This is a genomic window from Marinobacter iranensis (assembly GCF_029207565.1).
In the GTDB taxonomy this organism is placed as follows: domain Bacteria; phylum Pseudomonadota; class Gammaproteobacteria; order Pseudomonadales; family Oleiphilaceae; genus Marinobacter; species Marinobacter iranensis.
In genome coordinates, this window is the sequence record NZ_JANCMW010000008.1 from 184,003 (window position 1) to 210,619 (window position 26,617).

The window sequence follows — 26,617 nt, forward strand, 5'->3', positions numbered from 1 at the left end:
ATGCATAATACCCAGCAGTGTCAACTGCGATAAGCAGCGACTCAACCGGGTCAGATTGTGCGGCTGAAACAGAAAAAGGGGCTGACTTTCAGCCCCTTTTTCCTCAGACCACTCGAATGGATTATTCGATGATCTTTGAGACTACGCCGGCACCAACGGTACGGCCACCTTCGCGAATCGCGAAGCGCAGACCATCTTCCATGGCGATCGGAGCAATCAGGGTAACACTCATCTTCACGTTGTCACCCGGCATTACCATTTCCACACCCTCCGGCAGCTCACAGGAACCTGTGACGTCGGTGGTACGGAAGTAAAACTGCGGACGGTAACCCTTAAAGAACGGGGTATGACGACCACCTTCTTCTTTGCTCAGTACGTACACTTCGCACTCGAACTTGGTGTGCGGCTTGATAGAGCCCGGCACACACAGAACCTGACCACGCTCTACGTCGTCACGCTTGGTACCACGCAGCAGTACACCAACGTTCTCACCAGCACGGCCTTCGTCCAGCAGCTTGCGGAACATCTCAACGCCGGTACAAACGGTCTTCACGGTATCCTTGATACCGACGATTTCCACTTCGTCACCCACCTTGATGATGCCACGCTCTACACGACCGGTCACCACAGTACCACGACCGGAGATCGAGAAAACGTCCTCAATCGGCATCAGGAACGGCTGATCAATCGCACGCTCCGGATCCGGGATGTACTCGTCCAGGGCCTCTACCAGCTTACGAACAGCGGTAGTTCCCATCTCGTTGTCGTCCTTACCTTCCAGCGCCATCAGCGCAGAACCGGTTACGATCGGCGTGTCGTCGCCCGGGAAGTCGTACTGGCTCAGCAGTTCGCGAACTTCCATCTCGACCAGCTCCAGCAGCTCCTCGTCATCAACCATGTCCGCCTTGTTCAGGAACACAACGATGAACGGAACGCCTACCTGACGGGACAGCAGGATGTGCTCGCGAGTCTGCGGCATGGGGCCGTCAGCTGCGGAACAAACCAGGATCGCGCCGTCCATCTGCGCCGCACCCGTGATCATGTTCTTCACATAGTCAGCGTGGCCCGGGCAGTCTACGTGGGCATAGTGGCGCGCCGGCGAATCATACTCAACGTGAGACGTCGCGATGGTAATACCACGCGCCTTCTCTTCCGGTGCGTTATCGATCGAATCGAATGCGCTTGCACTACCAGTACCCCACACTTCGTGACACACACGAGTCAGCGCGGCTGTCAGCGTGGTCTTGCCATGGTCTACGTGACCAATGGTGCCCACGTTTACGTGCGGCTTATTACGCTCAAATTTTGCTTTAGACACGGTTACACCTCTTCCTGTTTCTTAAGTCCTGGGGATCAACCCTTTTTAATGATCGCTTCGGCAATGTTCGAAGGAGCTTCCATATAGCGGGAGAACTCCATCGCATAAGACGCCCGACCCTGCGTTGCAGAACGCAGGTCGGTGGCGTAACCGAACATCTCCGACAACGGAACCTCTGCACGAATCGTCTTGCCCGACGGGGTATCTTCCATACCCTGGACCAGACCACGACGACGGTTCAGGTCACCGACAACGTCACCCATGTACTCTTCAGGGGTAGCCACCTCGACCCTCATCAGAGGCTCAAGAAGGGCCGGACTGGCTTCCAGTGCGCCCTTCTTCATGGCCATAGAGCCGGCGACCTTGAACGCCATTTCGTTGGAGTCCACATCATGGTAGGAACCATCATACAGCGTGGCCTTGATCCGCAGCAGTGGATAACCGGCCAGACAGCCGTTCTTCATCTGCTCTTCAATGCCCTGCTGGACAGCGGGAATGTATTCCTTGGGAACCACACCACCAACGATTTCATTCACAAAGATAAAGTTCTCGCCATCTTCCTCGTCTAGAGGTAGCGGCTCAAGCTTCAGCTTGACGTGACCATACTGACCACGACCACCGGACTGACGTACGAACTTGCCTTCAACATCCACCTTTTTGCGGATGCACTCACGGTAAGCTACTTGCGGCTTACCAATGTTCGCTTCCACCTTGAACTCGCGACGCATGCGGTCAACGATGATATCGAGGTGAAGCTCACCCATACCGGAAATGATGGTCTGACCAGACTCTTCATCGGTGCGAACCTGGAACGACGGGTCTTCCTGAGCCAGCTTACCGAGAGCGACACCCATCTTTTCCTGGTCAGCCTTGGACTTGGGCTCAACGGCTACAGAGATGACGGGGTCCGGAAACTCCATGCGCTCGAGAATAATCTTGTGGTTCTCATCACACAGGGTATCACCAGTCGTCACGTTCTTCAGGCCGATAGCGGCGGCAATGTCGCCGGCCAATACTTCTTTGATTTCCTGCCGATCTTTGGAGTGCATCTGCACCATTCGGCCAACGCGCTCTTTCTTCGCCTTCACGGAATTATAAACCGCGTTGCCAGATTCGAGCTTACCGGAATATACCCGGAAGAACGTCAGGGTGCCAACGAAGGGGTCGGTGGCAATCTTAAAGGCGAGAGCGGCGAACGGAGCATCATCGTCTGCCTGACGGGTTTCTTCGGTTCCGTCTTCGTCGACCTCACCACGGATCGCCTTGACTTCATCCGGAGCTGGCAGAAATTCGATCACGGAGTCCAGAACCGCCTGAACGCCCTTGTTCTTGAAGGCAGAACCGCAGGTCGCAACGACAATCTCGTTGGCAAGCGTACGCATACGCAGGCCTTTCTTGATGTCGTCGATGTTCAGCTCACCTTCTTCAAGGTAGCGCTCCATCAGCTCTTCATTCGCTTCCGCAGCCGCTTCCATCATCTCTTCGCGGTACTTGGCCACTTCGTCGACCATTTCCGCCGGAACTTCGCGCTGGTCATAGGTTGCGCCAGCGTCGTCTTCGTTCCAGTAAATCGCCTTGTTACGAATCAGATCGATGACGCCGGCAAAGTTCTCCTCAGCACCAATCGGCAACTGAACCGGAACGCAGTTTGCGCCCAAACGCTTTTTGATCTGCGCAACCACGCGCAAGAAGTTAGCACCGGCACGGTCCATCTTGTTGACGAACACCATGCGGGGCACTTCGTACTTGTTGGCCTGACGCCAGACAGTCTCGGACTGCGGCTCAACACCTGAAGAGCCACAGAACACTACAACAGCACCGTCGAGCACGCGCAGGGAACGCTCTACCTCGATGGTAAAGTCAACGTGCCCCGGGGTGTCGATGATGTTGATACGGTGCTCGGGATACTGCTTGTCCATGCCCTGCCAGAAACAGGTAGTTGCAGCAGACGTGATGGTGATACCACGCTCCTGCTCCTGCTCCATCCAGTCCATGGTTGCCGCGCCATCATGAACTTCACCGATTTTGTGCGAAATACCTGTGTAGAACAGTACCCGCTCGGTAGTTGTGGTTTTGCCAGCATCAACGTGCGCAACAATACCAATGTTTCTGTATCTCTTAATCGGAGTCTTGCGTGCCACTGTATAAACCTCGGCTGATTAGAAACGGAAGTGAGAGAACGCCTTGTTGGCTTCTGCCATGCGATGAACGTCTTCGCGCTTCTTAACAGCGGAGCCCTTGCTATCAGCGGCATCCAGGATCTCGCCTGCCAGACGCTGCGCCATGGACTTTTCACCACGTTTCCGTGAATATTCTACGAGCCAGCGCATGGCCAGCGCGTTCTGACGGGAAGGCCGTACTTCGACAGGCACCTGGTAGGTAGCACCACCCACACGACGGGATTTAACCTCAACCATCGGCTGGATGTTTTCCAGGGCCTTCTCGAACATGTCGATCGGCTCTTCCTTGGACTTGTCGGCAACGATATCGAGCGCGCCATAAACAATGCGCTCAGCAACAGCTTTCTTGCCACTTTCCATCACATGGTTGATGAACTTGGCCAGCCGTGCACTGCCGAATTTAGGATCCGGGATAATTTCCCGTTTTGCTGCAACTCTTCTTCTAGGCATCGATAAGCCCTTATCTATTAAAAGGTCTTCAGGAACCCCTGAGATAGCATCAGCTACTCAGCCTTACTCTTACCGTTCTACGTAGCAACGATAAAAGACACCCGTGTGGGACATCAGGACTTGGGTCGTTTTGCACCATACTTGGAGCGGCCCTGCTTACGGTTCTGTACACCCTGGGTGTCCAGTGTTCCGCGAACAGTGTGATAGCGCACACCCGGAAGGTCTTTTACTCGACCGCCGCGGATCAGCACAACACTGTGCTCCTGAAGGTTGTGACCTTCACCACCAATGTATGAGGAAACCTCGTAGCCGTTGGTCAGACGAACACGGCACACTTTACGCAGTGCTGAGTTCGGCTTCTTCGGCGTTGTGGTGTACACACGAGTACATACACCACGGCGCTGCGGGCAAGCCTGCAGAGCAGGAACGTCGCTCTTGGCTGCCTTGCGTTTACGAGGCTTACGCACCAACTGATTAATCGTTGCCATGTAAGCAAACTCCAAAAAACTGTAACAATGAAACTTACCCCCGACAGGCGGGGGTAAAATTTGAGGGTCGCAAGTTTAAGCCCGCGCCCCCGAACAGTCAAGATGACTGATCTCTTTTTAACCACCCGCGGCGTACGTAACTACCGGCGGGTGGCGATGCCTGCCAACTCAGCTTTCGCGGTTGAGTTCGGCACTCAGGGCTTCTTCGACATCCGCCGCAGTCACGCCCTGCTCTTCCAGCTCGCGCTTACGCTTGCGCTCTGCATGGTAGGCCAGACCGGTACCCGCAGGAATCAGACGACCAACCACGACGTTCTCCTTCAGGCCGCGGAGGTAGTCCCGCTTGCCAGTGACGGCGCCTTCGGTGAGAACCCGCGTGGTTTCCTGGAACGATGCCGCGGAGATAAAGGACTCTGTTGCCAGAGACGCCTTGGTAATACCCAGCAGCAGACGCTCGCATCGCGCGGGCTCCTTGTCTGCCGCTTCCGCTTTCTCGTTCTCTTCCATGAACTGGGTGATCTCAACCTGATCACCACCCAGCAGGCTGGTGTCGCCGGCGTCCGTGATTTCTACCTTACGCAGCATCTGTCGAACGATAACCTCGATATGCTTATCGTTGATGACAACGCCCTGCAGACGGTAGACGTCCTGGATTTCATTGGTGATGTATTTCGCCAATGCAACCACACCCAGAAGACGCAGGATGTCATGGGGGTTGGACGGGCCATCGGAAATAACCTCACCCTTCTCGACCGTCTCGCCCTCGAACACGTTCATCTGACGATGCTTGGGAATCAGAACCTCATACGGGTCCGCATCCTTCGGCGTGATGACCAAGCGCTTCTTGCCCTTGGTTTCCTTGCCGAACGACACCACACCGCTGACTTCAGCCAGGATGGACGACTCTTTCGGACGACGAGCCTCGAACAGGTCGGCAACCCGTGGCAGACCGCCGGTGATGTCGCGGGTCTTCGAGCTTTCCTGCGGAATACGGGCAACCACGTCACCCAATTCTATCTTGGCACCGTTGGCCATGGTGACCAGCGCGTTAGCCGGCAGGAAGAAGATCGCAGTACCACCGCCCGGCAGCTCGACATCCGTGCCCTTGTCATCAATCAACTGGATGGCAGGACGGATATCCTTACCAGCAGCAGGGCGTTCTTTCGGGTCGATAACCTCCATGGTGGAAAGACCGGTCAGTTCGTCGGTCTGGGTACGGACAGTGATGCCCTGATCCATGTTGACGAACCTGGCGGTACCTTCCGCTTCGGCGATGATCGGGTGCGTGTGCGGGTCCCACTTGGCAACCGCAACGCCGGCCTCAACCGTGTCACCGTGCTTGACGGACAATACTGCGCCGTAGGGCAGCTTGTACCACTCGCGCTCACGGCCCTGCTCGTCGGCAATGGCCAGCGCGGAGGAACGGGAAACCACGACCAGGGTACCGTCACTCTTCTCGATCGACTTCAGGTTGTGCAGGCGAACAGTACCGCCATGCTTGACCTGGATATTGTCGACCGCGGACGCCCGGCTCGCAGCACCACCAATGTGGAAGGTACGCATGGTCAGCTGGGTACCCGGCTCACCGATGGACTGTGCCGCGATAACACCGACGGCCTCACCAACGTTGACCTCGTGGCCACGGGCAAGGTCACGGCCATAACACTTGGAACAGATACCGTGGCGGGTCTCACAGGTAATCGCAGAGCGAACCCAGACCTCATCCACACCGGCACGTTCAAGGGATTCAACCGCTTTTTCATCCAGCAGGACACCGGCCTCGACAACGGCATTGTCCTTGTCCGTTGGCGTAAAGGCTGCACGGGCCGTAACACGGCCAAGCACACGATCACCCAGTGGCACAACAACGTCGCCACCTTCGATGTGCGGCGTCATCAGCAGACCTTCTTCGGTGCCACAGTCGGTTTCGGTAACCACCAGATCCTGGGATACGTCCACCAGACGGCGGGTCAGATAACCGGAGTTGGCGGTCTTCAGCGCCGTATCCGCCAGACCCTTACGGGCACCGTGCGTGGAGATGAAGTACTGGAGTACGTTCAGACCCTCACGGAAGTTCGCGGTGATCGGCGTTTCGATGATGGAGCCATCCGGCTTGGCCATCAGGCCACGCATACCGGCCAACTGACGGATCTGGGCTGCGGAACCCCGGGCGCCGGAGTCAGCCATCATGTAGACGGAGTTGAACGACTCTTGCATGAGGTCTTCGCCGTTTTCACCCTTAACCGGCTTGCCGTCTGGCCCGATCACCTGCTCCTTGGAGAGCCGGTCCATCATAGCCTTCGACACCTTGTCGTTGGCACGAGACCAGATATCGATGACCTTGTTGTACTTCTCACCCTGGGTCAGCAGACCGGATGCGTACTGGGTCTCGATGTCTTTGACTTCCTCGGACGCGGCATCCACCAGCTCGTATTTCTCGGGAGGAATCTCGAAGTCGTTGAAACCGATCGAGATACCGGAAACCGTTGCGTAGTGATAACCCATGTACATGAGCTGGTCGGCGAAGATAACGGTATCCTTCAGACCGGCGTCACGGTAGCAGGTGTTGATCAGGTTCGAGATCGCCTTCTTGACCATAGGCTTGTTAACAAGCTCAAAGGACAGGCCGTCGGGTACGATGTCGAACAACAGCGCACGACCAACCGTGGTGTCGACGATCTTGTACTCTTCGGTACGCTCGCCGTCTTCCTGGATGGTCACTTCCTTTACGCGCACCTTGACGATGGCCTGGAGATCCACCTTGCCGGCGCCGTAGGCGCGATGGGCTTCCTTGACATCCGCAAACACCATGCCTTCGCCGACAGCGCTCTTGCGCTCACGGGTCATGTAGTACAGGCCCAATACCACGTCCTGGGAAGGTACAATGATCGGCTCGCCGTTGGCGGGCGACAGCACGTTGTTGGTGGACATCATCAACGCGCGGGCTTCGAGCTGGGCTTCCAGGGTCAGCGGTACGTGTACCGCCATCTGGTCACCGTCGAAGTCGGCGTTGTAGGCCGCACACACCAGCGGGTGCAGCTGAATCGCTTTACCTTCGATCAGAACCGGCTCAAACGCCTGGATACCGAGACGGTGAAGGGTCGGAGCACGGTTCAGCATGATCGGGTGCTCACGGATGACCTCGTCCAGGATATCCCAGACCACGCCTTCCTCACGCTCGACCATCTTCTTGGCGGCCTTGATGGTGGTCGCCAGGCCACGGTGCTCAAGCTTGGAGAAAATAAACGGCTTGAACAGCTCCAGCGCCATCTTCTTCGGCAGGCCACACTGGTGCAGGCGCAGGTAGGGACCCACCACGATCACGGAACGACCGGAGTAGTCCACACGCTTACCCAGCAGGTTCTGACGGAAGCGACCCTGCTTACCCTTGATCATGTCAGCCAGGGACTTCAGCGGGCGCTTGTTGGTGCCGGTAATGGCACGGCCACGACGGCCGTTATCCAGCAGTGCGTCCACGGCTTCCTGCAGCATCCGCTTCTCGTTGCGCACGATGATGTCCGGAGCATTCAGCTCCAGCAGGCGCTTGAGGCGGTTGTTACGGTTGATCACCCGGCGATACAGGTCGTTCAGGTCGGACGTCGCGAAACGGCCACCGTCCAGCGGTACCAACGGACGAAGATCCGGCGGCAGAACCGGCAGCACGGTCATGACCATGTCGCCCGGCTTGTTGCCGGAGTACAGGAAGGCCTCAAGAATCTTCAGGCGCTTGCTGAACTTCTTGATCTTGGTTTCGGAATTAGTCTGGGGAATCTCTTCGCGCAGGGCTTCAACTTCCGCCTGCAGGTCAATACCTTCCAGCAGTTCCTGGACAGCTTCGGCACCCATGCGGGCGTCGAATTCGTCGCCGAACTCTTCCAGGGCTTCGTAATACTGCTCGTCGTTCAGCAGCTGCCCTTTCTCCAGGGTTGTCATACCCGGCTCGATCACGATGAACGATTCGAAATACAGAACCCGTTCAATATCGCGCAGGGTCATGTCCAGCATCAAACCGATGCGTGACGGCAGTGATTTCAGGAACCAGATGTGGGCGACCGGGCTGGCGAGCTCGATGTGACCCATGCGCTCACGACGCACACTGGCCAGTGCCACTTCAACACCACACTTCTCGCAGATAACACCACGGTGCTTGAGGCGCTTGTACTTGCCGCACAGGCACTCGTAATCCTTGATCGGGCCGAAGATCTTGGCACAGAAAAGACCGTCACGCTCAGGCTTGAACGTACGGTAGTTGATGGTCTCAGGCTTTTTGACCTCACCAAAAGACCATGAACGGATCATGTCAGGAGACGCCAGGCCAATACGGATGGCGTCAAATTCCTGCTTCTGGTTCTGGTTTTTGAGAAGATTCAGCAAATCTTTCATCAGTAACAGCTCCGGATGGCGTTATTCTCGGGCGGGTACCGACCGGTACCCGCTCACGCTGCCAAAAACAATTCGGCTCAGTCGGATTCCAGCTCGATGTCGATACCCAGCGAGCGGATTTCCTTGACCAGAACATTGAAGGATTCGGGCATGCCCGGCTCCATACGATGGTCTCCATCGACAATGTTCTTGTACATCTTGGTCCGACCGTTCACATCATCAGACTTAACGGTAAGCATTTCCTGCAGCGTATACGCCGCACCGTAAGCCTCAAGGGCCCACACTTCCATCTCACCGAAGCGCTGACCACCGAACTGCGCCTTACCACCCAGCGGCTGCTGGGTAACCAGGCTGTACGAACCGGTGGAACGAGCGTGCATCTTGTCGTCGATCAAGTGGTTCAGCTTGAGGATGTACATGTAGCCAACCGTCACCGGGCGATCAAACTCGTCGCCGGTACGGCCGTCATACAGCACAGTCTGGCCAGTCGTACTCAGGCCTGCCAGCTCAAGCATGCGCTTGACCTCAGCCTCCTTGGCACCATCGAACACCGGCGTTGCCATGGGAACACCCGTGCGCAGGTTGTTGGCCAGCGCCAGGATCTCTTTGTCACTCAGCGAATCCAGGTCCACATGCGTGACCTCATCCGAGTGGTTATAGATCTCGTCCAGCAGGCTGCGGAGTTCAGCGATCTTGCGCTGCTCGTCCAGCATCCGACTGATGCGCTCACCCAACCCCTTGGCGGCGGCACCCAGGTGAGTCTCGAGAACCTGACCGACGTTCATCCGCGACGGTACACCCAGCGGGTTCAGCACGATGTCAACGGTATTACCGTACTCGTCGTAGGGCATGTCCTCAATCGGCATAACCGCGGAGATAACACCCTTGTTACCGTGACGGCCGGCCATCTTGTCGCCCGGCTGAATCCGACGCTTGATCGCGAGGTACACCTTGACGATCTTGAGAACGCCCGGAGCAAGGTCATCGCCCTGCTGAAGCTTGCCTTTCTTGTCGTCAAAGCGCGCTTCGTGGTCTTTCTTGCGATCTTCAAGGCCCTGCTCGGATTTCTCCAGCAGCTCGTTCAGCGCCTCGTCTTTCATCCGCAGCTTGAACCAGTCATCACGTGGCAACTCTGCCAGGTAGGACTCGTCCAGCTTGGCGCCTTTCTTGAGGCCCGGGCCGCTGATAACTTCCTGGTCCTTGAGCGCGCTCGTCAGGCGCTCATAGGTTGCGCCTTCAACGATGCGATACTCGTCCTTCAGGTCCTTGCGGTACTCGTCCAACTGCTCTTTCTCGATGGACTGGGCACGCGTGTCCTTCTCGATGCCGTCACGGGTAAAGACCTGAACGTCGATAACCGTACCACGGGTGCCGGTAGGCACACGTGAGGACGTGTCCTTAACGTCCGAGGCCTTCTCACCGAAGATAGCCCTCAGCAGCTTCTCCTCCGGCGTCAACTGGGTCTCACCCTTGGGCGTTACCTTGCCGACCAGGATGTCCCCGGGGCCAACTTCCGCACCGATATAGACGATACCGGACTCATCCAGCTTGGACAGCGCACTTTCACCAACGTTCGGAATATCCGCAGTGATTTCCTCGCTACCCAGCTTGGTATCCCGGGCCACACAGGTCAGTTCCTGGATGTGGATGGTGGTCAGACGATCTTCCTGAACCACTTTCTCGGAAATAAGGATGGAATCCTCAAAGTTGTAACCGTTCCAGGGCATGAACGCGATGCGCATGTTCTGGCCCAGGGCCAGTTCACCCAGATCCACCGAAGGACCGTCAGCCAGCACGTCACCACGGGCAATTTCGTCGCCCTGGTTGACGATGGAACGCTGATTGATACAGGTGTTCTGGTTTGAACGGGTGTACTTGGTGAGGTTGTAGATATCCACACCAGCATCACCGGCTTCGGTCTCGTCGTCGTTAACCCGTACCACGATGCGGGCCGCGTCGACGCTTTCAATCACACCACCACGACGGGCCGTTACACACACACCGGAGTCCTGGGCCACGGTGCGCTCAACACCGGTACCAACCAACGGTACCTGTGAACGCAGTGTCGGGACCGCCTGGCGCTGCATGTTCGAGCCCATCAATGCGCGGTTGGCGTCATCGTGCTCAAGGAACGGAATCAGCGAAGCGGCTACCGAAACCACCTGGCGTGGAGACACGTCCATGAAGTTGACGTTTTCCGGCGGCGTCACGGTGAACTCGTTCTGATGACGAACGGTAACCAGTTCATCAGCCAGACGATTGTTCTCGTCCATTGCAGCGCTGGCCTGGGCGATAATGTAGTTGCTCTCTTCGATAGCCGAGAGGTAAACCACTTCATCGGTAACCTGGCCGTCGACAACCTTCCGGTACGGGCTCTCGAGGAAACCGTAGGAGTTGGAACGGGCATAGGTCGCCAACGAGTTGATCAGACCGATGTTCGGACCTTCCGGTGTTTCGATGGGACAGACACGACCGTAGTGAGTCGGGTGTACGTCACGAACCTCGAAACCGGCACGCTCACGGGTCAGGCCGCCTGGCCCAAGAGCCGAGATACGGCGCTTGTGAGTCACTTCAGACAGCGGGTTGTTCTGGTCCATGAACTGGGACAACTGGCTGGAACCGAAGAACTCTTTAACCGCAGCAGCAACCGGCTTGGCGTTGATCAGATCCTGAGGCATCAGGCCTTCACTTTCTGCCAGGCTCAAGCGCTCACGAACGGCGCGCTCAACGCGAACCAGGCCAACCCGGAACTGATTCTCGGCCATCTCGCCGACACAGCGCACACGGCGGTTACCCAGGTTATCAATGTCATCGACATTGCCCTGGCCGTTACGGATATCGATCAGCGTCTTAAGGACATCGATAATATCGTCGTGGGTCAGCGTACCTTCACCGGTGCTTTCTTCACGGCGCAGGCGACGGTTCAGCTTCATGCGGCCAACAGAGGACAGGTCATACCGCTCTTCCGAGAAGAACAGGTTGTTGAACAGATTCTCTGCCGATTCCTTGGTGGGCGGTTCGCCCGGGCGCATCATGCGATAGATTTCGACCAGCGCCTCAAGCGGCGTGCGGGTCGGGTCGATGCGCAGTGTGTCCGACATGAACGGGCCACAATCCAGGTCGTTGGTGTACAGGGTTTCAATCTCTGTCACACCGGAATCCAGGATCTTGGTAACAACCTCTTCAGTGAGCTCGGTATTGCACTCAACCAGAACCTCTCCGGACTTGGTGTCAACCATGTCCTTGGACAGCACGCGACCGTAAAGGTACTCGGTCGGAACTTCCAGCTCGGTCAGGCCAGCTTTTTCAAGCTGCTTGATATGACGAGCGGTAATCCGGCGGCCTTCCTCGACGATGACATTGCCTTTCTTGTCCTTGATATCGAACGTAGCGATATCACCACGCAAGCGGCTCGGCACCAGCTCCAGCTTGCACACTTCGGGGCCGATACTGAACTTACTGGTATCGAAGAACATCTCCAGCATCTGCTCGGAGTTGTAACCCAGGGCACGCAGGAGGATTGACGCCGGCAGTTTGCGGCGACGATCGATACGGACGAAGACCGAGTCCTTGGCGTCGAACTCGAAGTCCAGCCAGGAACCACGGTAAGGAATAACCCGCGCCGAATACAGCAGCTTGCCTGACGAGTGGGTCTTTCCCTTGTCATGATCGAAGAACACACCGGGTGAACGGTGGAGCTGGGAAACGATAACACGCTCGGTACCGTTGATAACGAAGGTACCGTTCTCGGTCATCAGGGGCATTTCGCCCATGTAGACTTCCTGCTCTTTAATATCCTTGATCGCCTTGTTGGACGATTCCTTATCGTAAATGATAAGTCTTACTTTAACCCGCAGCGGCGCTGCGTAGGTTACGCCCCTAAGCTGGCATTCCTTGACGTCAAATACCGGCTCGCCGATGCGGTAACTCACGTATTCGAGTGCGGCATTGCCAGAATAACTGACAATCGGGAATACGGATTTGAATGCTGCGTGGAGACCGGTTTCCCGACGATTTTCGGGTGCGGCTTCACTTTGGAGGAAGTCCCGGAACGAATCCAGCTGTATAGACAGCAAATAGGGAACATCCATCACGGATGGCAATTTACTAAAATCTTTGCGAATCCGCTTTTTCTCAGTATAGGAGTAAGTCATCTGCATTCCCCAGCTTTAGACCTGATACCTGGTATCAAGAAGCAACCATTTTCATGCTTCGGGGCCGAATTGCTCGGCTTACTGCGCCGTCTTGAACAAGACTCTCGCTGTAGGTTATAGATTCTGACAGCACCACAAGATCGGCGTTCAGAGTCTATAGCATATACAACAGAAAAAGGCCGGTGGCACACGGCCACCAGCCTGTCCATGCTTAACGCACGGTTTCGATCAACAGCCAACTCTTACTTGAGCTCAACAGAAGCGCCTGCTTCCTCAAGCTTCTTCTTGGCGGCTTCAGCGTCGTCTTTGCTCGCTGCTTCCTTGATAACGGAAGGAGCGCTGTCGACCATTTCCTTGGCTTCTTTCAGACCCAGGCCAGTCAGTTCACGAACGGCCTTGATAACGTTTACTTTCTTCTCACCAGGACCGGTAAGAACAACGTCAAATTCAGTCTGCTCTTCAGCAGCGGCGGCTTCGCCACCGGCAGCAGCCGGAGCGGCAGCTACAGCAGCAGCTGCAGACACGCCGAATTTCTCTTCCATTGCTTCAACCAGCGCAACAACGTCCATTACGCTCATTTCAGCAATTGCGTTCAAAATGTCTTCGTTAGACAGAGCCATGACTTTCTCCCAAAAATATAAAAATGGTGTTCAACAGAATCAAGCAGCTTCTTGCTTCTGGTCTCGAACTGCCGCTACAGCACGGGTCACTTTTGTTGGTACTTCGTTCAGTGTCCGCGCCAGCTTGGTGATTGGTGCCTGTGTTACTGCAGCCAGCATCGTCAACGCCTCATGGCGTGTCGGCAGCTTGGCAAGGCGATCGATCTGGTCTGCGCCCATCAGCTCACCGCCGACGGCCAGGCCTTTGATCTCGAATGCCTCTTTCTCTTTGGCAAAATCCTTCAGCAGGCGTGCAGCCGCACCCGGATCTTCCATTGAGAATGCCAGAATTGTCGGGCCGACCAGCGCCGCATCAATACACTCGAACTCGGTACCGCGGATAGCGATCTTCGCCAGGTTGTTACGAACAACCTTCAGATGAACGCTCTCAGCACGGGCCTTAGCTCGCAGCGCCGTCATATCACCAGAGGTGATACCACGGTAGTCAGCCAGAACAACAGACAGAGCACCACCGGCAGTCTCGTTGACTTCAGCGACGATCGCTTTCTTGTCTTCGAGTCTAATTGCCACTGGATTTCTCCTCGATTTCGCCAGGGATATCCCGGCAAACCCACATATACCCCTCGCGGGGCTCCTAACGGTGTTTGGGTTCAGAGAGAACGTCTTCACACCGTCTGCGCAGGCGTTGCTTTAACCCATATAGCCAGAAGGCTTCAGGGGCCTGCGGTCTTTGACAGCCTTGGCTTCCGCCCAGACTACAAAGTAACTACCGACCGGTTGCTCAGATGTTCAGAGCACTCTGATCGATAGTCAGACCAGGGCCCATCGTCGACGACAGGGTTACCTTCTTGAGGTAAACACCTTTCGAGGAAGACGGCTTGGCCTTTTTCAGATCCGCGATCAGAGCCTCAAGGTTTTCCTTGATGTTCTGCGCAGAGAATTCCACATTACCCATCGGCGCATGGATGATACCGTTCTTGTCAGTACGGTAACGAACCTGACCTGCCTTGGCATTCTTTACGGCAGTCTCAACGTCCGGGGTAACGGTGCCGACTTTCGGGTTCGGCATCAGGCCACGGGGACCAAGGATCTGGCCCAACTGACCGACAACACGCATGGCATCCGGAGTGGCAATAACCACATCGAAATCCATGTTGCCTTTTTTGACTTCTTCAGCCAGGTCATCCATACCAACGATATCAGCGCCGGCTGCAGTTGCCTTCTCGGCGTTTGCACCCTGGGTGAATACCGCTACACGAACCGTCTTGCCGGTGCCGTGTGGCAGAACGGTGCTGCTACGCACCACCTGATCGGATTTACGCGCATCTACGCCGAGATTAACGGCGACGTCTACGGATTCCTTGAACTTGACGCTTTCACCCAGTTCAACCAGCAGTGATACTGCCTCGTCAACCGAATAGGCGCGGGTGGCGTCTACTTTTTCACGAATCAGCTTCTGACGCTTGCTAAGCTTTGCCATGTTACAGGCCCTCCACGTTCAGGCCCATACTGCGGGCTGTTCCTGCAATGGTACGAACTGCTGCATCCATATCGGCGGCAGTCAGATCCGGCTCCTTGGTCTTGGCGATCTCTTCGAGCTGCTCACGGGTCACGGTGCCGACCTTGTCGGTGTTCGGACGACCGGAGCCACTCTTGATACCCGCGGCTTTCTTCAGAAGAACCGGTGCAGGCGGAGTCTTGGTGATAAAGGTAAAGCTGCGATCACTGTAAACGGTAATAACCGTCGGAATCGGCAGGCCCGGCTCCATATCCTGGGTCTGCGCATTAAACGCTTTGCAGAACTCCATGATGTTTACGCCGCGCTGACCCAGCGCAGGACCAACGGGGGGACTCGGGTTGGCCTTGCCGGCAGCAACCTGAAGCTTGATATATGCGTCAATCTTCTTAGCCATGATTTTTCTCCTGTGGGTGCGAACGCCTTTCGGCTCCCCTGTATTTACAACTGCCTAAAGCAGACACAAAAAGCCCGCGTCGCCATAGCGCGCGAGCTCTCAGCATGTAAGGCTGCCAATCAGTCTTTTTCGACTTGCCCAAACTCTAGTTCTACCGGAGTTGAACGGCCGAAAATCAGCACGGCAACCTTGACCCGACTCTTGTCGTAGTCAACTTCTTCAACCACGCCATTGAAGTCCGCGAACGGGCCTTCTGTGACGCGTACAACCTCGCCCGGCTCAAACAGAGTCTTCGGCTTGGGCTTGTCAGCGCCGCTTTCAACACGGCGAAGAATAGCCTCAGCTTCTTTCTCCGTGATGGGAGCCGGCTTGTCCTTGGTACCACCAATGAAACCAAGAACCCTGGGCGTGTTCTTGACCAGGTGCCAGGTGCCGTCATCCATTTCCATCTGCACCAGAACGTATCCAGGGTAGAACTTGCGCTCACTCTTGCGCTTCTTCCCGTCACGCATCTCGACGACTTCTTCAGTCGGCACAAGAATCTCGCCGAACTTATCTTCCAAGCCGTTGAGAGCAATACGCTCCCTGAGAGTGCGCATCACGTGCTTTTCGAAGCCAGAATACGCATGAACGACGTACCAGCGCTTAGCCATTGCCCACTCCTGTTACCCGATAACTCCGGAGACCAGCCAACTGATCAACGAATCCATACCCCACAGCATCAGCGCCACAACCAACACAAACACAACAACGATGGCTGTAGTCTGGATCAGCTCCGGCCTGGTGGGCCATACGACCTTCCGGATTTCAACCCTGGCTTCCTTGAGCAGGGTCGCAAAACGCCGACCACGCTCAGTTTGGAGCGCCACAAAAGCGGCGACCAGAGCAAGAGCTACGAGAGCCAGCACCCGATACAGCAGTGACTCGGCATTAAAATACTGATTGCCAACGACACCGATGGCAATCAGAACAAAAACAACCAGCCACTTTACTGCATCGAAGCCACTGGTTGAACGATCGGCTTTTGACTCCATAGGAATCAGCTTATGTATCCGGATGTTAAAAAATGGCAGGCCAGGAGGGAATCGAACCCCCAACCTGCGGTTTTGGAGACCGCTGCTCTGCCAATTGAGCTACTGGCCTGCACCGAAACAACTCAGCGCACTTACTTCAAGTTCTTACTCAAAAAGAGCAATTACTCGATGATCTTTGAGACTACGCCGGCACCAACGGTACGGCCACCTTCGCGAATCGCGAAGCGCAGACCATCTTCCATGGCGATCGGAGCAATCAGGGTAACACTCATCTTCACGTTGTCACCCGGCATTACCATTTCCACACCCTCCGGCAGCTCACAGGAACCTGTGACGTCGGTGGTACGGAAGTAAAACTGCGGACGGTAACCCTTAAAGAACGGGGTATGACGACCACCTTCTTCTTTGCTCAGTACGTACACTTCGCACTCGAACTTGGTGTGCGGCTTGATAGAGCCCGGCACACACAGAACCTGACCACGCTCTACGTCGTCACGCTTGGTACCACGCAGCAGTACACCAACGTTCTCACCAGCACGGCCTTCGTCCAGCAGCTTGCGGAACATCTCAACGCCGGTACAAACGGTCTTCACGGTATCCTTGATACCGACGATTTCCACTTCGTCACCCACCTTGATGATGCCACGCTCTACACGACCGGTCACCACAGTACCACGACCGGAGATCGAGAAAACGTCCTCAATCGGCATCAGGAACGGCTGATCAATCGCACGCTCCGGATCCGGGATGTACTCGTCCAGGGCCTCTACCAGCTTACGAACAGCGGTAGTTCCCATCTCGTTGTCGTCCTTACCTTCCAGCGCCATCAGCGCAGAACCGGTTACGATCGGCGTGTCGTCGCCCGGGAAGTCGTACTGGCTCAGCAGTTCGCGAACTTCCATCTCGACCAGCTCCAGCAGCTCCTCGTCATCAACCATGTCCGCCTTGTTCAGGAACACAACGATGAACGGAACGCCTACCTGACGGGACAGCAGGATGTGCTCGCGAGTCTGCGGCATGGGGCCGTCAGCTGCGGAACAAACCAGGATCGCGCCGTCCATCTGCGCCGCACCCGTGATCATGTTCTTCACATAGTCAGCGTGGCCCGGGCAGTCTACGTGGGCATAGTGGCGCGCCGGCGAATCATACTCAACGTGAGACGTCGCGATGGTAATACCACGCGCCTTCTCTTCCGGTGCGTTATCGATCGAATCGAATGCGCTTGCACTACCAGTACCCCACACTTCGTGACACACACGAGTCAGCGCGGCTGTCAGCGTGGTCTTGCCATGGTCTACGTGACCAATGGTGCCCACGTTTACGTGCGGCTTATTACGCTCAAATTTTGCTTTAGACATTCGACCTATCTCCCTAATCAACTGGACCGTAACGTTGACCGGACAAATAATGGAGCTCATGACCGGAATTGAACCGGTGACCTCATCCTTACCAAGGATGTGCTCTACCGACTGAGCTACATGAGCGCTTTCAACACTACAAATTGGAGCGGGCAGCGGGAATCGAACCCGCGTCATCAGCTTGGAAGGCTGAGGTAATAGCCACTATACGATGCCCGCGAGCAATAAGTGGTGGAGGGGGCAGGATTCGAACCTGCGAAGCTTTCGCGTCAGATTTACAGTCTGATCCCTTTGGCCACTCGGGAACCCCTCCGAGTCAGGCCTGCCACCGGCAAACCTGCCTAAACTTAAAGTGGAGCTGGCGGACGGAATCGAACCCCCGACCTGCTGATTACAAGTCAGCTGCTCTACCAACTGAGCTACGCCAGCTCACATTCGCCTCTTCAGCGAGGGCGGTATACTACGGATTTTCAGAACGCGTTGCAACACCTTCACAACGCCTGATTTCGACCAGATCGAAATTCTCACTGTAATCCATTTCCGCCGCCTCAACCGCACCGGAATCCGGCGACAGTTGGTCTTCAAAAACGAGCGCGTAGCTTATCTGATTTCGGGGGAAGTTGGCCAGTATTGCATTGAGATTCTGGCGTTTTTTTTCTTCCAGGACATTTTCGGCCGCCTGCCGGGACTCAAACAGGCCAAGCGATATCGCATTTCTGTTTTCACCCCGGGTCACAAGGTAGGAGTCGATCCCCCGTTGCTGGAGACTTCGAAACAGTTCGAGGGCCCGATCTTCCGGTTGAGGCGGGACAATCACCCAGTGCAAGGGAGACAACTCTCGCTCCTTTTCAAGCACCTCATAATCGGTTCCAGGCTGATTCAGGGCCCGATAGCCAGCCAGTGCCGCGTCAGCGGAATCGAACCACCCGAGCCGGATACAAAAGGTTTGCGGGCGTGACGTTTCTCGCGGAGGTACCGGCTCAACCGGGACCGCCAACTGGCCGGATGGCTCGCTCGGTGTTTCTGCCTCAGCTTCAATGTCGTCGTTTTGTGCGGAAGGCTTCAGGTCTGTCACCCGGGGCAGGGCCTGCCGCTCAGAAACAATGGCAACACGCTTGGGGCCAGTATTGTCGCTGTAGAACCATAAAGCCGCGTTGAGCAACAGCAGGGCAACCGCAAACCATCTCATTCCAGCTCCCTCTCCTGGTCAATAGCCGCAAGCCCCACAAGCACCAGCCAGGGCTCATGAGTGGCTGAAAGACCGGCGTTGTTAAGCGCCTCGGCGTCACCACCCGTCACAATGGTCCGTTCCAGACCAAAACGAGCACAGTCGGCCTGAATCCTGGCGACCATTGATTCCCAGAGCCAGACCAGCCCATGCTGTACGCATTCCGTGGTCGACGCTCCCGGCTCCCCTGCCCGGGCATCGCGGGTGTCAAAACCAATCCTTGCAGCATCCTGCCTGAGCGAGCGGAGCATCATCTGCTTGCCCGGCAGAATGTACCCCCCCAGATGTTTCCCGGAGCCACTGACATAGTCAACGGTGATGGCACTACCCGCATCGATAACCGCAAAGCCGCCCGGGCCGGCGCTCCAGGCACCGTACATAGCGTGCCAGCGATCAGCGCCCATCTTTTCCGTATCCGTATAGGCATTGACCAGCCCACCACGCCGGCTTTCAGCCCAGTGGAAAACAATGGGCGCTGCACACAAGGCTTCCAGCCTCGACTGCAGGTGCCGGCGCTTGTCTTCCGAGATCACAGTGGATACCGCAATTCGCTCGATGTCTCCGGACCAGCGAGTGATCTCGCTGAATGGTTCGTCCGCGTCCAGCCCCACGAACCCGCTGTGGACCACATTACGATCACCACACAGCTGCCACTTCAGCCGGGTATTGCCCGCATCAACCAGTAGTTTCATGGCTGCACCCGCAGGCTTATCTCACCGGCACGGACCTTGACCAACTCTTCACCATCGGCAATGAGGTAATTGCCGGAGTCATCAATGCCACGACCGATTCCGGCCAATGTTCCCTGGCTGGCAACCAGGGCCTTGCCGGAAAAAATATCCCGACTCTGCCAACGCGCCCTGAACCCGCCAAAACCCTGCTCAGCGAATTCGTCCACCGCACGTAAAACCGAGTTAATGAGCGCTGCGGCAAGCTCGCTACGGCACCATCGACGTTCAGGCACGGCCATGGCGAGACTATTCCAGGACTGGTCCACGGCCGCTGCCTCTTTCATATGTACGTTCAGGCCAATGCCAGCCACAACCTGCACAACACCTTCCTCGAGCTCACCCTGGAGCTCAACCAGGATACCTGCCAGCTTGCTGCCCCCGATGAAGATGTCGTTGGGCCACTTCAGTCCCACATCGACGACTCCCTGTTGCTCCAGAGCTTCAGCGACGGCCACCCCCAGAACCAGGCTCAGCCCGTCCAGCATGGCGAAGCTGCCACGAAAGGTCAGCCCCAGGCTCAGGTAGAGGTTCTGGCCCCGCGGACTTTGCCAAGGCCGGCCACGCCGGCCACGGCCCGCAGTCTGACAATCCGCGATACACACAGGAACCAACCCGGCCCCGGACTCCGGGCGACGGCGAACAATCTCGGCATTGGTCGAGTCCACCTCGTCCAGCACCACCAGTTCAACGGCGGAACGACGCTGGGGCTCCAGGCCTTGCATAATCTGTTCAGCGTCGAGAAGGTCCATCTCACTCAGCAGGCGATAACCCTTTCCGCGAATGGTTTCTATGCGGACACCCTCGTCCGTCGCCCGCCGGATCTGCTTCCAGATTGCCGTACGACTGACACCGAGACTGTTGGCAAGTGACTCACCGGAGTGAACCTGGCCGTCCGCCAAAAGACCAAGGAGTGCTCTGGATTTCATGAAGGCATGCCCGAGTGTTTGAATGGGATCAGGGCGGGATTAAACAACACGTTGAGCCAAAAGACAAAGGACGAGACCGTCGCGGCATCGCAATTCCCGCAAATAATCCCACTGAGCCTCAGGGAATGGGGGTGGCGGTAAGGTTCGCCTCGATATCGAAATTCTGCATTTTCACACCGTACACCGCCGTTTGTGGTCCTCCGGTGGGGTGTACCAGGTCAATATTGTTGATGGAGAGCTCCCGGAACTGGCTCCTGGCCCGGACTGCAAAGCCCAGGGGCCGGCTTTCAAGATCCGTTGCGGTCGGCGACGATACATAGCGGTATCCCGCTGCGGCTGCCGGGTCCATGATTTTTTCGTCTCCCCTCGCGCCTGCGACCCCCAGGGCATCCGGGCCATCGGTTTTCTTGACCATCTTGGTCTGGTAGACGTCCACGGACAGGTCGGTGCGTATGCCGAAGGTGTTGTCATCCACTCCGTCACCGTCGAAGTCGCCACCGTCACTGGTGTGGATATCATTGAGCAACAACCAGGTCCCGGTGTTATTGATCGGATTCCCGCTGGCATCGATTTGACGATTGGTTTCCCAGGCAAAGGCGTTCTTGCGGGTATCGCTTACGGCCCTGGCGAATATTTGCTTCAGCCGCAGGGTAATACCCTCGTCCCCACGGGTTTCCCAAATGCCGCCCGAGGCCGTGCAATCCGCCCGGGTGGCCCCGGACCCACCGGCACAAACGTCACCCGCACCGCCGGGGACAACCGTCATGCTGCTCCCGGTTTCGTATTGCTGCACGACAAAGCGACCGAAACTTGCCCCCCTATCCTTGTCGCCAATACGCAAATTGCCCACATCCATCATGCTCCAGGCTTCGCCCTTGATGATGGCAAGACCTTCTTCGGTCACATCCACGGTCATATCACGAACATGAGCATCGTAGCTCAGATCGCTGATCCACAGGCCTTTCTGGGAAATCTCCCCATCACCCTCATCATAGGGCGCCGCAATGATGGCGGCCCGGCCATTACGTATGCGGATATCCGAATTGATCGTCAGCCCCTCGCCACTGGCACCGCCGGCGCCCAGCGTGACCTGGCCATCCATTTCAAACTCATAGGCAGGGTAGAAGCCCAGAGCCAGCAGCAACTCGGTTCCGCCCTGCAAGGGGGCATCGTCACTACCCACCCTCAGGCCATTGATTCGATAGCCGGCGTTCACATCCTCAAAACCGACTCTGAGACCGTCATAGAAACGGGTGCCGTTAAGCTCGCCATCCCGGGTAACGTTCACCGTAACATCACCCTGACCCCAAGACTGCAGGCCGCTGAAGATCACCCGGTTGCCGTCCTCGGTATAGCTCAGGTCGGCCAACTGCAGACTCCATTCCGCGGACAGTCTCAGGCCCTGCGGGCCGGCATCAGGGTGCCCTCCCCCCTGCACGTAGATCGCATTGGTATAGTTACGACCGTTGTAGCTGTGATCCCGTAGCATGAAACTGACATTCACCTCGCCAATGCTGCGACCCTCGGCTCCCATTTCGATGCGGCCAATATTGAACTCCCCATCCAGAGAGCCCAGCGTCAGCCCCAGCGCATCGCGGCCAAACCGATCCTTGGCGATATCAACGCGCAGGTCATTTAGGTTGTAATGGCCGGTAATGTCCCGGAACGCAAGCGCGTTGTTGTCATCGTGGTATATAAAGGAAGCACTGTTTATTGTGGTTTCATTATCCACGCGGAAACCTTCTCCTTCCCGGCCGCCGGCGGTGACTCCCGTTTTCGAGGACAGATCAAAGGTACCGCTGAGCCCTCCATAGCTGGGCAGCGCCTGACCGGTGGAGACATCGTAGGTGTTGCCATGGTTTGCAGGATTACTACTGTAGCGAATCGCCCCCACATCATAGGAGCCGGATATGCGGGGTGCGTTCAGCTCCAGAGTACTGCCAACGACGTCAAGGGTGACGCCGAGCGCCTCCACACTGAGCGTAACGTCGTCGAGAAAGACTTCATTACCATTGGTTCGATAGCCCAGGCGGCCGCCTGTCATAGTATAGGCAGTATCGAAGGTATAGCCCGAAGAGCCAAACGCACCTCCCGGACTGATGCGCAAATTCCCCTGCAAGCTGTGATCAAAGAAAACACCCCCCATCCCGACACCCGGTGCGCCGGCGAGGCGGATATCGCCAAACTCGATCCGGCGATCTTCAACCAGGTAATCGAGATTCAGCGAAGCGTCCTCGGTGATGTCCACCTTGATGACGTGAGCAGCGGATTCCCCCGACCGGCTTGCGGAACCCACCCGGAAATCCTCCAGATAGATCCCGTTGCCGTCATCGAGGTAGGACAACCGGTCAGCGGTCATGCCCAGTTCCATTTCCAGGGTAATACCGCTCTGGCCGCTGATAGCGGCCATGTCGTCGTCATCAAGGCTTTGCATCTCGGCCAAAACGGGGGCCGATAATACCAACGCCATTGCCCCGACCGATTGACACATCATGGAGCGAGCTCCGAAGCCAACCATACTTTCTCCCTATGGATTACCCGTGGGGAAAACCAGCAGGTTTCCCTCCATGATGACCTCGCCCTGCATTTCCACTGCAAAGATATCCGTTTGCTGAAATCCAGGATCCGTAGGCCTGAATGTATTGCTACCGGCAATCCTGAACCGGACGTCGTTAAAGCGGACCGTATCTGGCAGACCGATCTCCATCACGTCACCATTGAACTGCTCACCGTCGCCACCAAATCCCGAGTCAATAGAGCGGACTCTGAGCGTCAGGCCTTCGAAGGCAAAATCACCCTTTATTTCATCCAGCACCATCCAGCCGCCACCCTCTTTCAGGCGATAGGCCAGCCTGGCACCACATTTTTTGTCCGGGTCGTCACAGCGGCCAAAATAACTGTTCTCGATCGGGCCACCCATTTCGTTAATGCTGATGTCGCCGGAGAGGTAGATACCGCCCTGGCCGGACACCTCGGAAAGATCCTGATCGTTCAGACGATCAAGCTCACCTGCAGCCTGGTTCACCGCAAGCAGCAACAGTGTTGCCAACACAGCCTGGCAGTAACGCCTGTTCATGGCGCCAGATCCCTGGTTCGGATATCAAGATGCTGGATGAGCATGCCCTCGACCCTCGCCGACCCAAAATCCCGGTCCCCCACCGAGAAATTGCCAATATGCAGATTGCTGCGGTAGTCGGGATTGGTGTAATAATCTTCGTAGAAATCCCAGGTTTCTGCATTGCTACTGCCACGCAACCCATCGGCGCCAATTGCGCCCGGCGCAGGCTTGTCAATCGCCGCCACTTCAACAACAAAATTACCGGTGCCATCCACATCGAAAAACACTGGCTGCAACTGGTTGCCAATAGCCAGTTCCAGTGCAAAATTGGTCATGGTGATGCGCGAACCACAGGACAGGCCATCCTGTGAGCAGGCGTTGATCGACAATTCCGGCGTATGAAAATTCAGTTTGAACTGCCCAACCATCTGCCGGCGATCGTCGTCGCCCCAGAGCCTGAGATAGCTGCCATCAATGACGGCGCTTTTGGCGTGGATGTTGATATTGGCGGACCGGTCATCACCGACAGCGACGTTCATCTGCATACCCACATCCGGGCGCTCACCCATAAAATCCGCCGTCGCCGGGCGACTGGAACAGACACCACTGCCCGCCAGGGCGCCGGAATTCATACAGTCGTATCCCTGGGTAACGTCCACCAATGCCGGAGCTGCAAATTCCAGAACCGCCTTATCCCTGATACCTATATTGTTTCCATCCACCACATCAATCCGATAGGGGTTTACCAGGCGCCCCAGGTTGACCGGGCTCAGGTTTTGCCCGTAGTTGCTTCCATTACCGGAAATATAGAGATGATTAACCACAATCTCGACGTCCCGCCCATCAGTACTCCTGAGGCCACCAATCTTGAAGATCCGGGCCTGGTTACCGTCAGCATCGGGCACATCCGTGCCATGGGAAAATTTGAAGTCTTCCAGTACCACACCAATTCCGGCGCCATCAATCTCCGACAGTTCGTTCTCGGAGAGATCCTCAAGCTCGGCGTTTGCCATCCCTGCGGCCAGAAGAACGCTCAGAACAAACGAAGTGCCAACAATTCCCGGCACCCGTTTAGCGCGATAGTGCAGGTTCGGGGTTAGCTTCATCAGAACAACCCCCTGCCCCGGTCAATGTACTCCGTTCGGTAACGGTCGGTACCATAGAGGGCCTCGTTCAGGTTCACTTCGGTAGCGCCATTGGGAATGTTGAAGAATGCCCCTGACGTGGCCCGGATGAAATCCTCAGCGGTCGGATTGGTATTTTTTACGTCCTTGAGCCAGTCGAGGTCCTTGGTCTGGAAGGAGATAAACGCGCCATCGGCCGGGCCCGTAATCCTGCGTTCGTCGCCGACTTCCTCTACCGTACCGATCGGGAAACTGTTGTAGATATCGAGGTCAAAGCAGGAGTCGATGCCCAGTACCAGGCAATCCTGGGCATATACATAGATATCGCCACTACCGCAACTGAGGAATGAGCAGTCGGGCACTTCAATCCGTGAGCTGGAACCCCAACCAATAAGGTTCTTTACCGACCAGCGAGTGAAACCACCGGCATCTTCAAGGACGAAGCGCTCTCCGTTGGGGATACCGATATGCTCGGCCCGGATCGGATCCAGCTCACCAATGTTGGGATCACCCTCTTCACCATAGACCAGCTGTGCCTTGGTCTGGAGGGGACTGCCGCCCTCAAGCAACGGAGTCAGCAGAACAATCACCTGATCAAAGAAATTACCGCTGGAGCTTGCCTCACTGAGGCCCTCCCCGCGGTCGATAATATCCACGTTGACGTTGCCTGTCAGGGTTTCGATCTTGCCAGACAAAATGCCCATGGATTCGCCGAAACCCAGGCGAAAACCAACGATTTCCTGGGCATCCTCATCGAACGCAAATTCAAGGAAGGGGTTCTCGATACTGAAGGGGACAATCTCGCCTTCTCCGTAGGCGGAATCCTCCGGTTTCAGCTGGCGCGGAGCTTTCGAATTACGGTCGAAATAGGCCTGATTATTGATATATCCGAGGGCAAAATCCTCAATGTAGACGTCAGAGGTCCCGCTCTTCTCCCCCTCCCGTTCATAACGGCCCAGTTCAAGAACATCCACATTCGTCTGGATATCGACATCCATGCCCAGGTTGACGCGGGTATAGGAGGTGGTATTGGTTTCATCAGGGTGGTATTGGCGGTCCACGGAAATGAATGCCTGGCCAGTTACCTCTGACATATCACTGTCGGAGATTGGCTGCAGGTCCGCCATGGCGGGAGGGGTAATCGATAAAGCCGCCAACGAAAGCCAGACAACACGTTTCATAGACACACCTCACCATTAACCACACTTTTCCATGCGGTTTATTGTTGTTTTAGATGAGTGTCTCTGAACACTTATGTCGTTTTCGCTGGCATTATTTTGTTTTTGGCCAGTTCTTGTACAAATAATAACGTTGTTTACACGATGTCACTGTGAGCGGTGTCATAGATTTGGAAGGTGGGGTAGTAGGCCTCGGCCAGCGCTTTGCGCTGGGATGACCTACATTGCTCAGGCCTTGCGGCCTTCGGGGCTTTGCCCCCGCCGTCGCTGCGCTCCCGCGTCCTGCGCTTGCCGTTGGCAAGCTTGTCACATGGGGCCTTGTAGTGGACAACAGGTCATCGTCAGGCTCTTAATCCCATAAAAAAACCCCGGCAGCTTACGCTGTCGGGGTTTTGGGATTAAGAGCCTGACGATGACCTACTCTCACATGGGCAGAAGCCACACTACCATCGGCGCTGGTCTGTTTCACGGCTG

General features: G+C 56.3%; 20 protein-coding genes and 5 tRNA genes. All 25 read right to left on the reverse strand.

Features of this window, described 5'->3' with window-relative positions:
* Positions 1-121 precede the first annotated feature (121 nt).
* Positions 122-1,318, reverse strand: coding sequence for an elongation factor Tu (gene tuf / locus NLU14_RS13955; protein WP_275707513.1), 1,197 nt, complete (start codon positions 1,316-1,318; stop codon positions 122-124).
* A 35-nt stretch (positions 1,319-1,353) separates the two neighbouring features.
* Positions 1,354-3,459, reverse strand: coding sequence for an elongation factor G (fusA, locus tag NLU14_RS13960; protein WP_275707515.1), 2,106 nt, complete (start codon positions 3,457-3,459; stop codon positions 1,354-1,356).
* Positions 3,460-3,477: 18 nt separating this feature from the next.
* On the reverse strand, positions 3,478-3,948 hold the full coding sequence (rpsG, locus tag NLU14_RS13965; protein ID WP_007154020.1) for a 30S ribosomal protein S7: 471 nt from the start codon (positions 3,946-3,948) through the stop codon (positions 3,478-3,480).
* Positions 3,949-4,061: 113 nt separating this feature from the next.
* Positions 4,062-4,436: a 30S ribosomal protein S12 gene (rpsL, locus tag NLU14_RS13970; protein ID WP_007154021.1), complete on the reverse strand. Its 375-nt coding sequence runs from the start codon at positions 4,434-4,436 to the stop codon at positions 4,062-4,064.
* Positions 4,437-4,604: 168 nt separating this feature from the next.
* Positions 4,605-8,819, reverse strand: a complete 4,215-nt coding sequence (rpoC, locus tag NLU14_RS13975; RefSeq protein ID WP_275707518.1) for a DNA-directed RNA polymerase subunit beta' — start codon at positions 8,817-8,819, stop codon at positions 4,605-4,607.
* A gap of 77 nt (positions 8,820-8,896) precedes the next feature.
* Complete coding sequence (rpoB, locus tag NLU14_RS13980) at positions 8,897-12,973, reverse strand: DNA-directed RNA polymerase subunit beta (protein WP_275707520.1); 4,077 nt, start codon at positions 12,971-12,973, stop codon at positions 8,897-8,899.
* A 242-nt stretch (positions 12,974-13,215) separates the two neighbouring features.
* Positions 13,216-13,593 (reverse strand): 50S ribosomal protein L7/L12, encoded by a 378-nt coding sequence (gene rplL, locus NLU14_RS13985; protein ID WP_150914323.1) that lies wholly within the window; start codon positions 13,591-13,593, stop codon positions 13,216-13,218.
* 39 nt (positions 13,594-13,632) lie between these two features.
* Complete coding sequence (rplJ, locus tag NLU14_RS13990; RefSeq protein WP_007154025.1) at positions 13,633-14,163, reverse strand: 50S ribosomal protein L10; 531 nt, start codon at positions 14,161-14,163, stop codon at positions 13,633-13,635.
* Between the two features lie 211 nt (positions 14,164-14,374).
* A complete protein-coding gene (gene rplA, locus NLU14_RS13995) occupies positions 14,375-15,073 on the reverse strand; it encodes a 50S ribosomal protein L1 (protein WP_275707522.1) in 699 nt (232 codons plus the stop codon).
* Between the two features lies 1 nt (position 15,074).
* On the reverse strand, positions 15,075-15,506 hold the full coding sequence (gene rplK, locus NLU14_RS14000; protein WP_099619734.1) for a 50S ribosomal protein L11: 432 nt from the start codon (positions 15,504-15,506) through the stop codon (positions 15,075-15,077).
* A 119-nt stretch (positions 15,507-15,625) separates the two neighbouring features.
* Positions 15,626-16,159, reverse strand: a complete 534-nt coding sequence (gene nusG / locus NLU14_RS14005) for a transcription termination/antitermination protein NusG (protein ID WP_275707524.1) — start codon at positions 16,157-16,159, stop codon at positions 15,626-15,628.
* 12 nt (positions 16,160-16,171) lie between these two features.
* Positions 16,172-16,540: a preprotein translocase subunit SecE gene (gene secE, locus NLU14_RS14010; protein WP_275707526.1), complete on the reverse strand. Its 369-nt coding sequence runs from the start codon at positions 16,538-16,540 to the stop codon at positions 16,172-16,174.
* Between the two features lie 33 nt (positions 16,541-16,573).
* Positions 16,574-16,649, reverse strand: a tRNA-Trp gene (locus tag NLU14_RS14015).
* Between the two features lie 52 nt (positions 16,650-16,701).
* On the reverse strand, positions 16,702-17,898 hold the full coding sequence (gene tuf, locus NLU14_RS14020) for an elongation factor Tu (protein ID WP_275707513.1): 1,197 nt from the start codon (positions 17,896-17,898) through the stop codon (positions 16,702-16,704).
* A gap of 50 nt (positions 17,899-17,948) precedes the next feature.
* A tRNA-Thr gene (locus NLU14_RS14025) sits at positions 17,949-18,024 on the reverse strand.
* Between the two features lie 18 nt (positions 18,025-18,042).
* A tRNA-Gly gene (locus tag NLU14_RS14030) sits at positions 18,043-18,117 on the reverse strand.
* Positions 18,118-18,127: 10 nt separating this feature from the next.
* A tRNA-Tyr gene (locus NLU14_RS14035) sits at positions 18,128-18,211 on the reverse strand.
* 40 nt (positions 18,212-18,251) lie between these two features.
* Positions 18,252-18,327: transfer RNA gene (locus NLU14_RS14040), tRNA-Thr, on the reverse strand.
* 31 nt (positions 18,328-18,358) lie between these two features.
* A complete protein-coding gene (locus NLU14_RS14045; protein ID WP_275707528.1) occupies positions 18,359-19,087 on the reverse strand; it encodes an SPOR domain-containing protein in 729 nt (242 codons plus the stop codon).
* On the reverse strand, positions 19,084-19,818 hold the full coding sequence (locus NLU14_RS14050; RefSeq protein WP_275707530.1) for a type III pantothenate kinase: 735 nt from the start codon (positions 19,816-19,818) through the stop codon (positions 19,084-19,086). The genes NLU14_RS14045 and NLU14_RS14050 overlap by 4 nt, the downstream gene beginning before the upstream one ends.
* Entirely contained in the window at positions 19,815-20,783 is a 969-nt protein-coding gene (locus tag NLU14_RS14055) for a biotin--[acetyl-CoA-carboxylase] ligase (protein WP_275707532.1), read from the reverse strand. The genes NLU14_RS14050 and NLU14_RS14055 overlap by 4 nt, the downstream gene beginning before the upstream one ends.
* Positions 20,784-20,901: 118 nt before the next feature.
* Positions 20,902-23,277 (reverse strand): DUF6160 family protein, encoded by a 2,376-nt coding sequence (locus NLU14_RS14060; RefSeq protein WP_275707534.1) that lies wholly within the window; start codon positions 23,275-23,277, stop codon positions 20,902-20,904.
* Between the two features lie 33 nt (positions 23,278-23,310).
* The gene (locus tag NLU14_RS14065; RefSeq protein WP_275707536.1) at positions 23,311-23,859 is read right to left on the reverse strand and encodes a hypothetical protein; all 549 of its coding nucleotides are present in this window, start codon (positions 23,857-23,859) and stop codon (positions 23,311-23,313) included.
* Positions 23,856-24,947 (reverse strand): hypothetical protein, encoded by a 1,092-nt coding sequence (locus NLU14_RS14070; protein ID WP_275707537.1) that lies wholly within the window; start codon positions 24,945-24,947, stop codon positions 23,856-23,858. The genes NLU14_RS14065 and NLU14_RS14070 overlap by 4 nt, the downstream gene beginning before the upstream one ends.
* Positions 24,947-26,146, reverse strand: a complete 1,200-nt coding sequence (locus NLU14_RS14075; protein ID WP_275707539.1) for a hypothetical protein — start codon at positions 26,144-26,146, stop codon at positions 24,947-24,949. The genes NLU14_RS14070 and NLU14_RS14075 overlap by 1 nt, the downstream gene beginning before the upstream one ends.
* Positions 26,147-26,617: the final 471 nt, after the last annotated feature.

What these genes read in the sequence shown, in the direction of transcription:
- rpsG (WP_007154020.1), bottom strand. Translation starts at nt 3,948, where the DNA reads ATGCCTAGAAGAAGAGTTGCAGCAAAACGGGAAATTATCCCGGATCCT.
- rpsL (WP_007154021.1), bottom strand. Translation starts at nt 4,436, where the DNA reads ATGGCAACGATTAATCAGTTGGTGCGTAAGCCTCGTAAACGCAAGGCA.
- rpoC (WP_275707518.1), bottom strand. Translation starts at nt 8,819, where the DNA reads ATGAAAGATTTGCTGAATCTTCTCAAAAACCAGAACCAGAAGCAGGAA.
- rpoB (WP_275707520.1), bottom strand. Translation starts at nt 12,973, where the DNA reads ATGACTTACTCCTATACTGAGAAAAAGCGGATTCGCAAAGATTTTAGT.
- rplL (WP_150914323.1), bottom strand. Translation starts at nt 13,593, where the DNA reads ATGGCTCTGTCTAACGAAGACATTTTGAACGCAATTGCTGAAATGAGC.
- rplA (WP_275707522.1), bottom strand. Translation starts at nt 15,073, where the DNA reads ATGGCAAAGCTTAGCAAGCGTCAGAAGCTGATTCGTGAAAAAGTAGAC.
- rplK (WP_099619734.1), bottom strand. Translation starts at nt 15,506, where the DNA reads ATGGCTAAGAAGATTGACGCATATATCAAGCTTCAGGTTGCTGCCGGC.
- nusG (WP_275707524.1), bottom strand. Translation starts at nt 16,159, where the DNA reads ATGGCTAAGCGCTGGTACGTCGTTCATGCGTATTCTGGCTTCGAAAAG.
- secE (WP_275707526.1), bottom strand. Translation starts at nt 16,540, where the DNA reads ATGGAGTCAAAAGCCGATCGTTCAACCAGTGGCTTCGATGCAGTAAAG.
- tuf (WP_275707513.1), bottom strand. Translation starts at nt 17,898, where the DNA reads ATGTCTAAAGCAAAATTTGAGCGTAATAAGCCGCACGTAAACGTGGGC.
- NLU14_RS14045 (WP_275707528.1), bottom strand. Translation starts at nt 19,087, where the DNA reads ATGAGATGGTTTGCGGTTGCCCTGCTGTTGCTCAACGCGGCTTTATGG.
- NLU14_RS14050 (WP_275707530.1), bottom strand. Translation starts at nt 19,818, where the DNA reads ATGAAACTACTGGTTGATGCGGGCAATACCCGGCTGAAGTGGCAGCTG.
- NLU14_RS14055 (WP_275707532.1), bottom strand. Translation starts at nt 20,783, where the DNA reads ATGAAATCCAGAGCACTCCTTGGTCTTTTGGCGGACGGCCAGGTTCAC.
- NLU14_RS14060 (WP_275707534.1), bottom strand. Translation starts at nt 23,277, where the DNA reads ATGATGTGTCAATCGGTCGGGGCAATGGCGTTGGTATTATCGGCCCCC.
- NLU14_RS14065 (WP_275707536.1), bottom strand. Translation starts at nt 23,859, where the DNA reads ATGAACAGGCGTTACTGCCAGGCTGTGTTGGCAACACTGTTGCTGCTT.
- NLU14_RS14070 (WP_275707537.1), bottom strand. Translation starts at nt 24,947, where the DNA reads ATGAAGCTAACCCCGAACCTGCACTATCGCGCTAAACGGGTGCCGGGA.
- NLU14_RS14075 (WP_275707539.1), bottom strand. Translation starts at nt 26,146, where the DNA reads ATGAAACGTGTTGTCTGGCTTTCGTTGGCGGCTTTATCGATTACCCCT.